14 protein-coding genes are annotated in these 14,553 nt (G+C 62.0%); 6 read left to right on the top strand and 8 right to left on the bottom strand.

Features of this window, described 5'->3' with window-relative positions; genetic code table 11:
• Nucleotides 1–76: 76 nt before the first annotated feature.
• From HWX34_RS07745 to HWX34_RS07735, 3 genes are read left to right on the top strand one after another with little or no spacing between them, the layout of a single operon-like run.
• Nucleotides 77–703 (top strand): LysE family translocator, encoded by a 627-nt coding sequence (locus HWX34_RS07745; RefSeq protein WP_178971708.1) that lies wholly within the window; start codon nt 77–79, stop codon nt 701–703.
• A gap of 40 nt (nt 704–743) precedes the next feature.
• Nucleotides 744–1,043, top strand: coding sequence for a superinfection immunity protein (locus tag HWX34_RS07740; RefSeq protein ID WP_178971707.1), 300 nt, complete (start codon nt 744–746; stop codon nt 1,041–1,043).
• 54 nt (nt 1,044–1,097) lie between these two features.
• Nucleotides 1,098–2,222 (top strand): SLC13 family permease, encoded by a 1,125-nt coding sequence (locus HWX34_RS07735; protein WP_178971706.1) that lies wholly within the window; start codon nt 1,098–1,100, stop codon nt 2,220–2,222.
• 78 nt (nt 2,223–2,300) lie between these two features.
• Here HWX34_RS07735 and hutH read toward each other — a convergent pair whose 3' ends face one another.
• The 6 genes from hutH to hutC form a co-directional block, all read right to left on the bottom strand.
• Nucleotides 2,301–3,833, bottom strand: coding sequence for a histidine ammonia-lyase (gene hutH / locus HWX34_RS07730; RefSeq protein WP_178971705.1), 1,533 nt, complete (start codon nt 3,831–3,833; stop codon nt 2,301–2,303).
• A gap of 175 nt (nt 3,834–4,008) precedes the next feature.
• Complete coding sequence (gene hutU / locus HWX34_RS07725) at nt 4,009–5,691, bottom strand: urocanate hydratase (RefSeq protein WP_178971704.1); 1,683 nt, start codon at nt 5,689–5,691, stop codon at nt 4,009–4,011.
• A gap of 158 nt (nt 5,692–5,849) precedes the next feature.
• A complete protein-coding gene (gene hutG / locus HWX34_RS07720) occupies nt 5,850–6,788 on the bottom strand; it encodes a formimidoylglutamase (RefSeq protein WP_178971703.1) in 939 nt (312 codons plus the stop codon).
• Complete coding sequence (hutI, locus tag HWX34_RS07715; RefSeq protein WP_178971702.1) at nt 6,785–8,035, bottom strand: imidazolonepropionase; 1,251 nt, start codon at nt 8,033–8,035, stop codon at nt 6,785–6,787. The genes hutG and hutI overlap by 4 nt, the downstream gene beginning before the upstream one ends.
• A gap of 198 nt (nt 8,036–8,233) precedes the next feature.
• Complete coding sequence (locus HWX34_RS07710) at nt 8,234–9,058, bottom strand: undecaprenyl-diphosphate phosphatase (protein WP_178971701.1); 825 nt, start codon at nt 9,056–9,058, stop codon at nt 8,234–8,236.
• Between the two features lie 158 nt (nt 9,059–9,216).
• Entirely contained in the window at nt 9,217–9,933 is a 717-nt protein-coding gene (gene hutC, locus HWX34_RS07705; RefSeq protein ID WP_370459686.1) for a histidine utilization repressor, read from the bottom strand.
• 184 nt (nt 9,934–10,117) lie between these two features.
• Here hutC and HWX34_RS07700 point away from each other — a divergent pair, with 184 nt between their 5' ends.
• Both HWX34_RS07700 and HWX34_RS07695 read left to right on the top strand, forming a co-directional pair.
• On the top strand, nt 10,118–10,963 hold the full coding sequence (locus HWX34_RS07700) for a D-hexose-6-phosphate mutarotase (RefSeq protein ID WP_178971699.1): 846 nt from the start codon (nt 10,118–10,120) through the stop codon (nt 10,961–10,963).
• An 88-nt stretch (nt 10,964–11,051) separates the two neighbouring features.
• On the top strand, nt 11,052–11,621 hold the full coding sequence (locus tag HWX34_RS07695) for a hypothetical protein (protein WP_178971698.1): 570 nt from the start codon (nt 11,052–11,054) through the stop codon (nt 11,619–11,621).
• A gap of 465 nt (nt 11,622–12,086) precedes the next feature.
• Here the strand turns inward: HWX34_RS07695 and HWX34_RS07690 are convergent, their stop codons facing one another.
• Complete coding sequence (locus HWX34_RS07690; protein ID WP_178971697.1) at nt 12,087–12,815, bottom strand: 16S rRNA (uracil(1498)-N(3))-methyltransferase; 729 nt, start codon at nt 12,813–12,815, stop codon at nt 12,087–12,089.
• A 267-nt stretch (nt 12,816–13,082) separates the two neighbouring features.
• On the opposite strand from HWX34_RS07690, the gene HWX34_RS07685 reads away from it, so the two are divergent.
• Entirely contained in the window at nt 13,083–13,874 is a 792-nt protein-coding gene (locus tag HWX34_RS07685) for an inositol monophosphatase family protein (protein WP_178971696.1), read from the top strand.
• A 64-nt stretch (nt 13,875–13,938) separates the two neighbouring features.
• Here the strand turns inward: HWX34_RS07685 and gmhA are convergent, their stop codons facing one another.
• A complete protein-coding gene (gmhA, locus tag HWX34_RS07680) occupies nt 13,939–14,523 on the bottom strand; it encodes a D-sedoheptulose 7-phosphate isomerase (protein WP_178971695.1) in 585 nt (194 codons plus the stop codon).
• Between the last annotated feature and the right edge of the window lie 30 nt (nt 14,524–14,553).

Here is a 14,553-nt window from a genome sequence, read left to right as displayed (position 1 = left end):
TACAGGCACACAAATAGTTGTTTTTACTGGGCTATCTGGTTTTAATGACCGCTTGTTGCCCAACAAGGTGCCAGACATGACGCACACGTTTTTGCTGTATACCCTCACTTGCCTCGCTTTGGTGGCCGCACCGGGCCCGGACAATCTGCTGGCTATCGCCCGTGGCCTGTCGCAGGGCAAGCGGGCGGCGGCCATGTCGGCGCTGGCATCCGGCTGTGCCATCTTCGTGCATGTCACGGCGGCGTCGCTCGGGCTGACTGCGCTGTTGCAGGCCTCGGCCACCGCCTTCCTGCTGGTCAAACTGGCTGGCGGCTGTTATCTGATCTATCTGGGCTGGCAGGCTATCCGCCACCGCACCCTGGTACGCTTTTCCCGTATCGACCCCTTGCCACTGTGGCAGGTGTTCCGCAGCAGTTTTTTATCCGGCAGCCTCAACCCCAAGGTAGGCATCTTCATCATGGCCTTTGTGCCGCAATTCATCAGCACCGGTCAGGGCAGTGTGGCCGGGCAGATGTTGTTGCTGGGCGGCTGGTTTGCCTTGCTGACAACATTGGGTTTTGGCCTGATGGGCATCAGTGCCAGCCATCTGGCACGCTGGATAGCCGCCCGGCCGCGCCTGATTGCCGGGCTGAATATCAGTGCCGGTCTGGCTTTTATTGCAGCAGGTTTGTCCGTGGGGTTTGCCAAGGCGGCAAAGGCGTGATTACCCTAGCCGCTTACCTGATCACCCCTGTTTGTCTGTCATGAAAATCGTCGATCTGCTCAAAGGCCTGTTCATCATCGTGCTGGCGCTGGCTGTGCTGTTGTGGCTGTATGGCACCTTCAACAATCAACCGCTATTCGTCACCACCGCCATGTGGATGGGCGACGCGCTGGTGATGATTCCGGCTTATCTGATTCCCAGCATCACCGGCTGGCTGGTGAAAAGCCCGCGTCTGCAAAAAGTCATTCTCATCAATGTGCTGGGCGGCTGGCTGATCCTGCCCTGGATCATCGCCATGGGCATGGCCATCAAGCGTGACGATTTGCGTACGCAGGACTGACGCCGCCGTGCACGCAGCTTGATAGCGGCGGCGGCCTTCCCGTAAGCTGCCGCCATGTATGCACACACCTCCCCCTCCCGTCTGGCTGCCTTGCTCGCCCCGTTCTTGCACGACAGGCTGCTGCATGTGCTGCTATTGCTGATGCTGCTGCTGTGGCTGCCACAGCCCGCGGCGGCCAGCCAGTTTTTCCACTGGATAGACTGGCCTACCATCATCACCCTGTCCGGCCTGCTGCTGCTCATCAAGGGCGTGGAAGACAGCGGCTATCTGAGCCATCTGGGCCGCCTCATCATCAACCGGCTGGCGCGGGAACGGTCGCTGGCGCTGTTTCTGGTGAGCATGTCCGCCCTGCTGTCCACCGTGCTTACCAATGACGTGGCCTTGTTCATCGTGGTACCGATCACCCTCAGCCTGCGTGGCATGGCCGGGCTGCCCATTGGCCGGCTGGTGATTTTTGAAGCACTGGCGGTGAATGCCGGCTCGCTGCTTACCCCGATCGGCAACCCGCAAAACATCTTGCTGTGGCAGTTGTCCGGCCAGTCCTTTGCTGCGTTTACCTGGCAAATGGCCCCGCTGGCACTGGGCAGTATGGCGCTGCTGTTACTGGCCACCGCACTGGCCTTTCCCGGCCAGCGCATTCATGCCGAACTGCACGACGACGCCAGCGGCTATCAGCCGCGACTGTTGTGGAGCTGCGCCTTGTCGTACATCGGCTTTATCGTGGCGCTGGAATCCGGCCATGCCTTGTGGGGGCTGGCTGCGGTGCTGGCCGGCATTGCCCTGTTGCGCCCGGCCTTGCTGCTGGCGGTGGACTGGAGCCTGATTGCCGTGTTCATGCTGATGTTTGTCGACATCCGCCTGCTGACCCAGCTGCCGCTGCTGCACCACTCGACTGACGCCGTGGCAGGGCTGAGTCGCGGCGGGCTGTATCTGACCGCCCTGCTGGGTTCGCAGCTGATCAGCAATGTGCCCGCCACCATCCTGCTGGTGAAATACAGCAGTGCTTACAAAGTGCTGGCCTATGCGGTGAATGCCGGTGGCTTTGGCTGCGTGCTGGGTTCGCTGGCCAACCTGATCGCCCTGCGCATGGCGGGCGAGCGCGGCATCTGGCTGCGCTTTCATCTGTATTCCCTGCCCGCGCTGCTGCTGGCAGGCGTGCTGGGCTACTGCCTGCTCTGACCTGCCTTCACCCCATCACACGTAAAAAAGCCCGGTCACCGTGACGGTGCCGGGCCACATCCCTGACTGAGGGCCTGCTTACAAAGAGGGCAGCAAGCCAGCCGCGACAAAGCGGTTGTAACTGCCGCTGGCCACCAGTGCAGCGGCCTTCTCGATATCCGGTGCGAAGTAGCGGTCCTTGTCGTAGAAGCTCACTTGTTCGCGCAGTTCGGCCTTGGCTTCTTCCAGCTTGGCGCTGGCCTTGTGCGGGGCGCGGAAGTCCACACCCTGGCAGGCCGCCAGCAGTTCCACGGCCAGAATGCCGGCGGTGTTACCGGCCATGTCGCGCAGACGACGACCGGCAAAAGTGGCCATCGACACATGGTCTTCCTGGTTGGCCGAGGTCGGCAGGCTGTCTACCGATGCCGGGTGTGCCAGCGACTTGTTTTCCGAGGCCAGTGCCGCACCAGTCACCTGGGCAATCATGAAGCCGGAGTTCACCCCGCCGTTATTCACCAGGAAAGGCGGCAGCTTGGACAGATTGCTGTCGATCAGCAGCGCCATGCGGCGCTCGGACAGCGAGCCGATTTCGGCCAGCGCCAGCGCCAGGTTGTCGGCAGCAAAGGCCACCGGCTCGGCGTGGAAGTTGCCGCCAGACAAGATGTCGTTGTCGTCGGCAAACACCAGCGGGTTATCCGATACCGAGTTGGCTTCCACTTGCAGCACGCTGGCGGAGTGGCGGATCTGCGTCAGGCAGGCACCCATCACCTGCGGCTGGCAGCGCAGGCTGTACGGGTCTTGCACCTTGCCGCAGTTTTCATGCGAGTGTTCGATTTCGCTGTGTTCCAGCAGGGCGCGGTAGGCGCTGGCAGCGTCAATCTGCCCGGCATGGCCGCGCACGGCATGGATGCGGGCATCGAACGGGGTGCGGCTGCCCTGCGCGGCTTCCACCGACATGGAGCCCGCCACTACGGCAGAGGCAAACAGGTCTTCGGCGGCAAACAGGCCTTCCAGCGCAAAGGCGGTGGACGCTTGTGTGCCATTGAGCAGGGCGAGGCCCTCTTTCGGGGCCAGGGTGATGGGTTCCAGACCGGCCGCCAGCATGGCTTCACGGCCATGTACGCGCTGGCCGTTGACGAAGGCTTCGCCCTCGCCGATCAGCACTGCGCTCATGTGCGACAGCGGGGCCAGGTCGCCGGACGCGCCCACCGAACCCTTTTGCGGAATCACCGGGTAGATGCCGTGGTTGAACAGCGTGACCAGCGCTTCGATCACCTGACGGCGGATGCCGGAGAAACCACGCGCCAGCGAGTTGATTTTCAGTGCCATCACCAGACGCACGGTGGAATCGTCCATCGGCGCGCCAATACCGGCAGCGTGCGACAGCACGATGGAACGCTGCAGCAGTTCCAGCTCGTCCGGTGCAATGCGGGTATTGGCCAGCAAGCCAAAGCCGGTGTTGATGCCATAGGCAGTACGGCCTTCGGACAATACGCGTGCCACGGTGGCGGCAGAAGCGTCGATACCGGCGTGGCAGGACGGGTCCAGTTGCAGCTTGAGACCGGTTTCACGTGAAACGCGGCGCAGGTCGGCCAGTGTCAGTTGGCCCGGTACGATATTGAGAATGCTCATGGTTTCAGTCTCTATTGATTGTCAGCTGGCCTCATGCCCGCAGGCTGGACCAGATATGTTCTTGTTGTCGCGCCAGCCCTGCCTGAACCGGCAGGGCCATGACGCTGATGACGTGACTTCTGCACAAAGAATGCCCGCGGCAAGGTAAGGCCGGATCGGGCATGCTCTACCCGACTTATTTCAGCATCGGCAGGTCCAGGCTCTGCTCACGCGCGCAATTTTTGGCGATGTCGTAACCGGCATCGGCATGACGCATCACGCCGGTGCCCGGGTCGTTACGCAGTACACGGCTAACGCGCTTGGCGGCTTCGTCAGTGCCATCGCACACAATCACCACGCCGGAGTGCTGCGAGAAGCCCATGCCCACGCCACCACCGTGGTGCAAGGACACCCAGGTCGCGCCGCCAGCGGTATTCAGCAGCGCGTTGAGCAGCGGCCAGTCGGACACAGCGTCCGAACCATCCAGCATGGCTTCGGTTTCGCGGTTGGGCGAGGCCACCGAGCCGGAGTCCAGATGGTCGCGGCCAATCACGATAGGCGCTTTGAGTTCGCCATTCTTCACCATTTCGTTGAAAGCTGCACCCAGACGGGCGCGATCTTTCAGGCCCACCCAACAAATACGCGCCGGCAAGCCCTGGAAGCTGATGCGCTCGCGTGCCATGTCCAGCCAGTTGTGCAGGTGCGGGTCATCCGGAATCAGCTCCTTCACCTTGGCGTCGGTCTTGTAGATGTCTTCCGGGTCGCCGGACAGCGCCACCCAGCGGAAGGGGCCGATGCCTTCGCAGAATAGCGGGCGGACATAAGCCGGGACAAAGCCGGGGAAGTCGAAGGCGTTCTGTACGCCCTCTTCCAGCGCCATCTGGCGGATGTTGTTGCCGTAGTCCAGCGTGGCGGCGCCGCGCTGTTGCAGGGTCAGCATGGCGCGCACTTGCACGGCCATGGACTTTTTGGCGGCAGCGGTGATTTCAGCCGCGTCGGTCTTTTGCTTGGCGCGCCACCCGTCCACGGTCCAGCCTTGCGGCAGGTAGCCGTGTACCGGGTCGTGCGCGGAGGTCTGGTCGGTCACCACGTCCGGGGTGATGCCACGGTTTACCAGCTCGGTGAATACATCGGCGGCATTGCCCAGCAGACCGACCGACACCGCCTTGCCGCTTTGCTTGGCGTCTTCGATGATGGCCAGCGCCTCGTCCAGGGTAGTGGCCTTGCGGTCCACGTAACGGGTTTTCAGGCGGAAATCGATACGGGTTTCATCACACTCGACCGCGATCATGCTGAAACCGGCCATGGTGGCGGCCAGCGGCTGCGCGCCACCCATGCCACCCAGACCACCGGTCAGGATCCAGCGGCCTTGCGGCTTGCCGTCGAAGTGCTGGTTGGCCACGGCAAAGAAGGTTTCGTAAGTCCCTTGCACGATGCCTTGCGAGCCGATGTAAATCCAGGAACCGGCGGTCATCTGGCCGTACATCATCAGGCCTTTTTTATCCAGCTCGTTGAAGTGTTCCCAGTTGGCCCAGTGCGGCACCAGGTTGGAGTTGGCAATCAGCACGCGCGGTGCGTCGGCATGGGTATTGAACACGCCCACCGGCTTGCCGGACTGGATCAGCAGGGTCTGGTCGTCTTCCAGGCGCTTGAGCACGTCCAGGATGGTGTCGAAACATTCCCAGTTGCGGGCGGCGCGGCCAATACCGCCGTATACCACCAGGCTTTGCGGATGCTCGGCCACTTCCGGGTCCAGATTGTTCTGGATCATGCGGTAGACGGCTTCGGTCAGCCAGCTTTTGCAGGAAAGTTCGGTGCCACGCGGGGCGCGGATCACACGGGTCGGGTCGAAGCGGCTGTCTTGTTGTGCTGCGCTCATTGCTGTCTCCTTGGTACTGCCATGTTGTCGGGCAACTGCCCTGAATTCCTTACTGCGAACCGATAACAAAACCCCCGCTCCAGCGTTGCGCCACCTTGCCGTACGCCATGTACTGTCTGCGGCGGCGCGCCTTGGCCCGGGTTCGCTGCGCGGTTTTGTCAGCGGTTCTTGACCAGATGACGGGTGATACTCCACGCCAGCCGGGCCGCCGTCTTCGCGCCGTGGCTGTCGATATCGAATTGCGGGTTCAGCTCCACCAGGTCTGCCCCGGCCAGCTTGCCGCTGGCGGCAATGGCAGTAAGCAGCGCCTCCACCACCGGCAGCTCCACGCCCATGGCAGCGGGGGCGGAGACGGCGGGCATCACGCTGGCGGGTAGCACATCCAGATCGATGGTGAGATAGACCACGTCCACCTGGTCGATGAAGTCCTGCACCGCATGCTGGGCACTGGCCAGGCCAGCCTGGTTCAGCGCGCTGTCCAGCAGCCACTGCACGCCCAGCTGACCGGCGCGGGCAAACAGCGCCTGGGTATTGGATGGCTCGGCCACGCCCAGACACAGGTAATGGAAGGGACGGCCAGTCGCGGCACAGTCGGCGGCAATCTGGGCAAACGGCGTGCCGGAAGTGGCCTCGGCAGCTTCGCGGATGTCGAAGTGGGCATCGAAATTGATGATGCCGATCACCTTGTCCGGATGCGCTGCGGCCAGGCCGCGCCAGGTGCCGTAGGCGGTTTCATGGCCACCGCCCAGCACCAGCGGAAAATGTCCGGCACGCGCCAGTTGTTCGACAGCAGCAGCCAGCCGCAGGTGGGCGGCGTTCAGATCGCCATCATCACAGGCCACATCGCCCATATCACACAGTGGATAAGCCTGATGCCAGGCCAGATTGGCCAATGCCTTGCGGATGACGGCCGGTGCAACCGCCGCACCGACGCGGCCCTGATTGCGGCGCACGCCTTCGTCGCAGGCAAAACCGGCGATGCCGATGCCTGCTGGCAGGCCGGGGGCAAACGGGGTGGCCAGTTGATGCCAGCGGCGTGCCAGTTCGCCTTCACCGGCGTCTACACGGCCGGTCCACAGCTTCATGTCTGGAGTCATTGTGTTGTTTCCTTGCCCGGACGCTGACCGCGGAATACCCGTTCGGCCAGCGGGTTGACGCCGAGTCCGTAGACGATTTCGGCAGGATGTTCGATATCCCATAGCAGCAGGTCGGCAACATGATCCAGCGCCAGCCTGCCGTGACTGTGACCACGGCCCAGCGCCTGCGCGGCATGGCGGGTGGTGCCGGCCAGTGCTTCTTCCGGCGACAGGCCGAACAGCACACAAGCCTGATTCATGGCCAACCGGATGGAGGCAAACGGGCTGGTGCCTGGGTTGAGGTCGGTAGACACCGCCATCGGCACACCAGCAGCGCGCAGCCGTTCGACTGGCGGCTTTTGCGTTTCGCGCAAAAAGTAGAAGGCGCCGGGCAGCAATACCGCCACCGTGCCGGCGGCGCGCATGGCTGCCACACCAGCGTCGTCCAGGTATTCGATATGGTCGGCCGACAGGCCACCGAACTCGGCCACCAGCGCGGCGCCATGCAGATTGGACAGCTGTTCGACATGGCCCTTCACCCGCAAGCCATGCTGTTGCGCGGCTTCGAATACACGCCGGGTTTGCGCCGGGGAAAAACCCACGCTTTCGCAGAACACATCCACCGCTTCGGCCAGGCCTTGTTCTGCCACGCTGGGCAGAATGTCGCGAATCACATGCTGGATATAGCCATCGGCATTGCCGGCAAATTCCGGCGGCAAGGCATGGGCGGACAGCAAGGTGGGGGCAATCTCCACCGGCTGACTGTCTGCCAGCTGACGGGCCACACGCAGCTGCTTGATTTCGTCTTCCAGGTTCAGGCCATAGCCGGACTTGCACTCCAGCGTGGTGACACCCTCCGCCATCAGCGCCTGCAAGCGCGGCAGGCTGGCAGCGGCGAGCTGTGCTTCATCCAGTGCACGGGTGGCGCGCACGGTGGAGACAATGCCACCGCCCTGGGCGGCTATCTGCTGATACGGCACGCCCAGCAAGCGCTGCTCCCATTCCGCCGCCCGGTTGCCGCCATACACCAGATGGGTGTGGCAGTCGATGAAACCGGGGGTAATCCAGCGGCCTGCCACGTCCACCACCTCGCCGTCAAAGCTGGCCGGGTTCAACTGGCCTTGCGGCAGGATGGCGGCAATACGGCCTTGCTCCACCACCAGCGCGTGGTCGTGCAGCGCGCCGTAGGGCGTGGCGTGCTGTGTATCCATGGTGGCCAGCCGGGCATTGAGCCACAGGCTGCGGGTGCGGTTGGTAGGCTTGCTCATGTCTGCTCCTGATTTGTATATACAAATAAACCCTGCATTGATGCTTGTCAACCACGATTCAACATTGCATACAATATGTATTTCCACCAAAGTCTTTATTTATCAACAATTTGTGCAAATAAAAAAGGGAGCCAACGGCTCCCTTTGTGCATCAAAAATCCAACAGTATTTGTATAGTCAATTATCTGCTGGCGACTTTCAGCTATCCACCCAGTTCACCCAGCCGTACTGCCAGGTCAGCAAGACGATGATGCCGAACACGATGCGGTACCAGGCAAACACCATGAAGCTGTGGCTGGAAATGAAGCGCAGCAGCCAGCGCACGCAGAAGAAGGCCGAAACAAAGGAAAACAGCAGGCCTACTGCCCAGATGCCCAGGTCGTCCGCTGCCAGCAGTGCGCGGTCTTTATACAGCGAATACAGCGAGGCGATGATCAGCGTGGGAATGGCCAGAAAGAAGGAAAACTCGGTGGCCGCCTTGCGCGACAGGCCAAACAGCATGCCGCCGATGATGGTGGCACCGGAACGTGAAGTGCCCGGCACCAGCGCAAAGGCCTGGGCGCAGCCCACCTTGAGCGCATCCAGCGGGCTCATTTCCTCTACCGTCTGTACCCGTATGCTGTGCTGACGGCGCTCGGCCCACATGATGACCAGCGCACCGATGATGAACATGCTGGCCACCACCGGAGCGTTGAACAGATGGGCCTTGATGGCCTTGCTGAACAGAAAGCCCAGCGCCGCTGCCGGACAGAAGGCAATCGCCAGGTTGAGAATGAAGCGTCTTGCCGCCGCATCATGGCGGGCACCACCGAGCACGGCGGCAATGCGGGCACGGTATTCCCAGATCACCGCCAGAATGGCACCGGACTGGATGACGATTTCAAACAGCTTGCCACGCTCGTCATTGAACTTGAGTAATTCCCCGGCCAGGATCAAGTGGCCAGTGGAGGAAATGGGCAAAAATTCGGTCAGCCCCTCGACAATGCCGAGAATGGCCGCCTTGAGCAAAAGCAGTGTGTCCATGATGTGCTTTGATGTGTTGGCAGGTTAAAAGGACAAGCAGACCAATCATTCGACGGCATGACAAGGCTGGTGACCAGATCGCAACTACGCACTTTGCCTGCTACCCCCCCCCAAACATGGACGGTGAATGCCGTGGCATCCCAGGTTCGCGCATCTGCTTATTTTTTGACCCGACTTTGCGAACGCAGCTTGTAACGCCCCCCCGGATGCACCAGCCGGGCAAAGGTCACCAGATTCTTGTACGACCAGGTACGACGCAGTACCAGCAAACAAGGTTCCCCAGCGGCGATATCCAGCATGGCCAGCTCGCGCGCATCCGGCAACACCGCCTCCACGCTGTGCTCGATATCGGTCAGCGGGCAGGTTTCCATCAGGTATTCGTTGGGCGTGTGGCGGGTGAAGTCCTGCAGAATGTAGTCCGGTGCCCATGCCGGATTCACATAACGGTCTTCCAGCTGAATGGGCAGGCCATCCTCACGGTGTACCAGGATGGAGTGATAAACTGGCGTGCCCACCTTCACCCCCAGCTGCAGGGCAATGTCCTCGCCTGCCGCAATGGTTTCCAGCTGATGCACATCGGCGCTGTGAGTATGGCCGCGTGCCGCCACTTCGGCAGCGATATTGTTGATGTCCAGCAGCGGCGATTCAGCCTTGCGCTCGGCCACATAAGTACCGTCACCGGCAAAACGCAGCAGGATGCCGGCCTCGGCCAGGTCGCGCACCGCCTTGTTGACCGTCATGCGCGACACGGAAAACTGGCTGGCCAGTTCCAGCTCGGGCGGAATCTTGCAGCCTGGCAGGAACTCCTTCTTGCGGATACCTTCCAGAATGTATTCCTTGATACGCAGATAGCGCGGTTGAGCTGTGGCAGACACCTTGTATTCCATGCAAACGTTTAAGATGAGGCATTCTAGACCGGACTGCAGCGACTGTGGCTGATCCAGCGCAGAGTAAAGCCAATGTACAACAGCCAGGCCATGTCTGCCCAACACGCGCCAGGCAGTTGTCGCGGCCGCCTTGGGTTATGATTTATCCATTTTCCGCCAGCGAGACATCTGCATGTCCATTTCCCTGCCCCCCGCCGCCCAGCTGATTCCGCTTGGCAATGCACTCACCCTGTTGCAACTGGATGGCGGCAGCTTCTCCGCCACCCTGTCCTTGCTGGGTGGGCAATTGCTCTCCTTCCAGCCCTATGGACAACAGCCCTGGCTGTACATGTCGCCACAGGCCAGCCTGCAACAAGGCAAGGCCATTCGCGGTGGCGTACCGGTTTGCTGGCCATGGTTCGGCCCGCACCCGGCAGACACTGCCGCCCCGGCCCATGGCGTGGCGCGGCAACAGAACTGGCAACTATTGTCGGTGGAGCAGGATGGCGATGCGTTTCACGTGAAACTGCAAGGCCCGCACTGGCAAGGGCTGGATGTTGAGCTGGAATACACCCTGTCCGACCACATTGCCATGCAGCTGCACACCCATAACCACGGCCAGCAGCCGTGCACGGTGAGCGCGGCGCTACACAGTTATCTGGCGGTCAGCGACAGCCGCAGCATTCAGCTGTCCGGCGTGGAAGATGCCGTTTTCGAAGACAAGGTAGCCGCTCGCTACAGCCGCTTGCCATCAAGCGCACTACAGCTCAATGGCGAGTTCGATGCCATTGTCTACAGCGAGGCCGATGTCATCCTGCACGACCGGCAATGGCAGCGCCGCTTGCGCATCAGCCGCAGCGGCTCCGGCAGCGTGGTGTTGTGGAACCCCTGGCAGGACAAGGCTGCGCGGCTGGCCGACCTGCCGGACGACGGCTGGCACGACTTTGTCTGTATCGAAGCGGCCAATGCCGGTGAAGACAGCTACACGCTGCAGCCAGGCGCCAGCCATACCCTGGGCTGCCAGATACAGGCGGACTGAAGCTGGCTTCCCGATGCACCCATTCCGATGGACAGGGTATACTGCACAGCATCCCGCCATGCTTGGCGTTGTAGTGGACAGGTAGTCAATGGCAAGACAGAACACGATTTCCAGTTATCTCCCCGTCACCTTTTCCAATGGCAACCGGGTGCGCCGCTTTGGCAAGCACTGCCCGCATTGCCATGCCATGGTAGGGTGCGAACACATGTCCGGGCTGGCCAGCCTGCAGCAGGACAAGCTGTTTCTGGCCGCCAAAGGCACTTGCCCGGCGTGTCATCATCGCTTTCCCATTGCCTGTGTCATCACCGACGACAAACGGGTACACCGCGTCATGCTGCCCTTGTGGGCTTACCGCCTGTGGCTGCAACTGGCCACCCGCAACAGCCCGCAGCTGCCTGCGCGGGAAAACTGGGAGGTGGCAGAGGAAACGCCGCTGCCGGTGGGCATTGTGTTGGCGGATATCAATGCGGTAACCCGCTCCGATGAAGTCCTTGGGCGCTTTCATGACCAGACCATCAGCGCCTGGGTGGAATACGACGGCCGCCGCTTCCTGTTCGAGCGCGCCGCACCGCCCGGTCAGTTTTCCCTGAGCGAGCACGAGTTGTTACTGGCTGGTGCGCTGATCTACCGGCAGCAGGAAATCGCCACCACGGCTTGAGATGGCCGGTATGTGGATACCTGACACCAGCCCGGCCTAGCCGGGCTTTTTGTTGGCTGCACTTGCCTGCCAGGCTAGGCAGAAGTAGCAATACGCAAGTTGTAACCACCATTTGTTCGCTGCGCGGGATGATTTTCATGGCGGGGCTGTGGCAAAACCGGAAGCCATCACGCTGACGACGCAGCACATCTCCCCGTGGTGCGCGCCGACTGGGGCGGGTTGGGCAAGGTTTTAAGCCGCCGCCATGTCTGAGCCCTTCGACGCTAGCGAATGGCGAGTTCGGCGGCGCCTTGCCCGGCCCGAAGCAGACGGGGGTTCGCGCAACCCGGGGTCGCCTAGGGGTGCAGGGGAGCTGGCGAGGCAGCTCCCCTGCCTGCTCGGCGGGCAGCCCCGCCATCTAAACATCACCGCGTAGCGGCTCCACACTTTGCCCTACCAGCAACTCAAGACATATCCACACACCCGTCAGATACAGTAATCCCCCCACACCGCCTGCACCGCCGCGACAGCCGCCAGTGCAGCGGTTTCGGTACGCAGGATGCGCGGCCCCAGTTTCAGCGGCGTCCAGCCAGCGTCCAGCGCTGCACTTTCCTCGCGGGCGGAATAGCCACCTTCCGGCCCGGCCATCAGCCAGGCCCGCTTGGGGGCGCTGGCAATGTCCGCCAGCTTTTGTGTCCCCAAGGGCGACAGAATCAGCCGCGCATCCGCCTGCTGTTGCTGTTGCAGCCATTCATTCAGGCTGAGAATGGGCAGCACCTGCGGCAAGGTATTGCGGCCACATTGCTCACAGGCCGATTGCACGATCTCCTGCCAACGCTGCACCCGTTTGTCGGCCCGGTCGCCCGACAGCTTCACCACCGAGCGCTCGGCCGCAATCGGCTGAAACAGCGACACGCCCATTTCCACCCCTTTTTGCAGGGTGAATTCCATGCGGTCGCCACTGGAAATAGCCTGGGCCAGACCCAGCCAGATGGGCGATTCGCGGCTGATGTCGTCAAAGCGGGTGATTTCACAGCTGGCCTCGCGCTTTTGCAGCGACAGCAAGCTGGCCTGATACTCCCCGCCCTGGCCGTTAAACAGAGTCAGGCTGTCGCCTTCCTTCAGGCGCAGCACCTGGATGTGACGGACAACGGCATCGGGCAGCGACAGGGTTTGACCTGCCGCCAGGGCTGTTTCGATAAAAAACCTTGGCATGGCGTATTGAAAGTCCGTGGTGATAACGGTATTTTGCTTTGTTTGCTGCAGTTGCAACAACTCGTCTTTGGCAAGTGGCTATTCTGACAGCTTTTCCCGCCCAGCCCTGCCCTGACGACGCATGATGCGTCCGCGTTCCTGATGGCCCCCAGCGTTGCATGGGGGGCCTCACATGCCGGATTTGCAACTATTCTTCCAGAGTGAGCCAAGCTTACCCTACCTTGCCCGCACCGGCTGACCAACAGGCGCGGGGCCCAGGAGAACATAATGCAGGTGGTTGAACAGGTGATGCAGGTTGTCCGGGACGTGGCACGCCAGGAGGTGATGCCGCGCTTTTTGCGCGTGGGTAAAACGCGCAAGGACGACGGCTCCTTGTTCACCGAAGCCGACATGGCCTGCCAGCAGGCGCTGGGCGAACTACTGCCCGCGGTGTTGCCGCACCCGGTGCTGGGCGAAGAAATGACGCGCGAAGAGCAGGATGCGCTGTGGCAGGACAACCCCGACGGCCTGTGGGTGGTGGACCCGATCGACGGCACTACCAACTTCGTCAACGGCCTGCCCTACTTTGCCATTTCCGTTGCGCTGGTGGTGCGCGGCGTCAGCGAACTGGGGGTGATCTACAACCCGGTGTCGGACGAAATGTTCTACGCCCGCCGCGGCCACGGGGCCTGGCTCAACGGCCGCCGCCTGCCCTTGAAAACCACCCGCAACAGCATGGGCGATGCCATTGCCGCCGTCGAGGTGAAATACCTGCGCTCGGGCAAGCTGGCAGCGCGCATGAGCAGCGTGGCGCCGTTCGGCAGCCAGCGCAGCATGGGTTCCAGCACGCTGGACTGGTGCTTTCTGGCGGCGGGCCGCTACGACCTCTACCTGCATGGCGGCCAACGCCTGTGGGACTACGCCGCCGGGGCGGTCATCGTGGAAGAAGCAGGCGGCTGCCTGGCCAGCCTGAATACCGACGATTACTGGAGCGACACGGTGTGGAAGCGTTCGGTGATTGCCGCCATCGACCCCGAGCTGTACTGCCAGTGGCACCGCTGGGTGCGGGCCAATCAGTAACAGGCGACTTCAATACAAAACGGCCCGTCAGGGCCGTTTTCATTTTTGCTGCATCAAACCGGGATCAGTAGTTTTCCGGGCAGAAATGCCGTTCCACCAGCTCGATCAGGATGTGCAGCACCTTGATGTGCAGCTCTTGCACGCGGTCGGCGTACTGGCCGCCCGGGGTGTTGACGTAAACGTCGGCCAGCGGTTCCAGCCGGGTGGCGGCACGCCCGGTGAGGATGATCACCTTCATGCCCAGATCACGCGCCACCGTGGCGGCGTTGACGATGGTCTGGCTGTTGCCGCTGGTGCTGATACCGATCAGCACATCGCCAGCCCGGCCATGGCTTTCCAGATAGCGGGAAAACACGTGTTCGTAGCCAAAGTCATTGGCCACGCAGCTCATGTGGCTGGGGTCGGAAATGGCAATGGCCGCCATGCCGCGCCGGTTGCCGCGGTAGCGGCCAGTCAGCTCTTCGGCAAAGTGCATGGCATCGCACATGGAGCCGCCATTGCCGCAGGAAAAGATACGGCCACCGGCGGCCAGGCTGGTAATCAGTTGCTGGGCGGCGGCTTCGATGCTGGCCAGCGCCTGCGGATTGGCCAACAGATTGTTCAGTGCGCTTTGCGCTTCAGTCAGGCTGGACTGGATATGGGAGAGCATCAGCGATCCATCATGCTTGCGGGCGCGGAC

The sequence above is a fragment of the Aquitalea sp. LB_tupeE genome, from assembly GCF_013391415.1.
Lineage (GTDB): Bacteria > Pseudomonadota > Gammaproteobacteria > Burkholderiales > Chromobacteriaceae > Aquitalea.
This window is presented reverse-complemented; position numbering and strand designations above follow the sequence as displayed.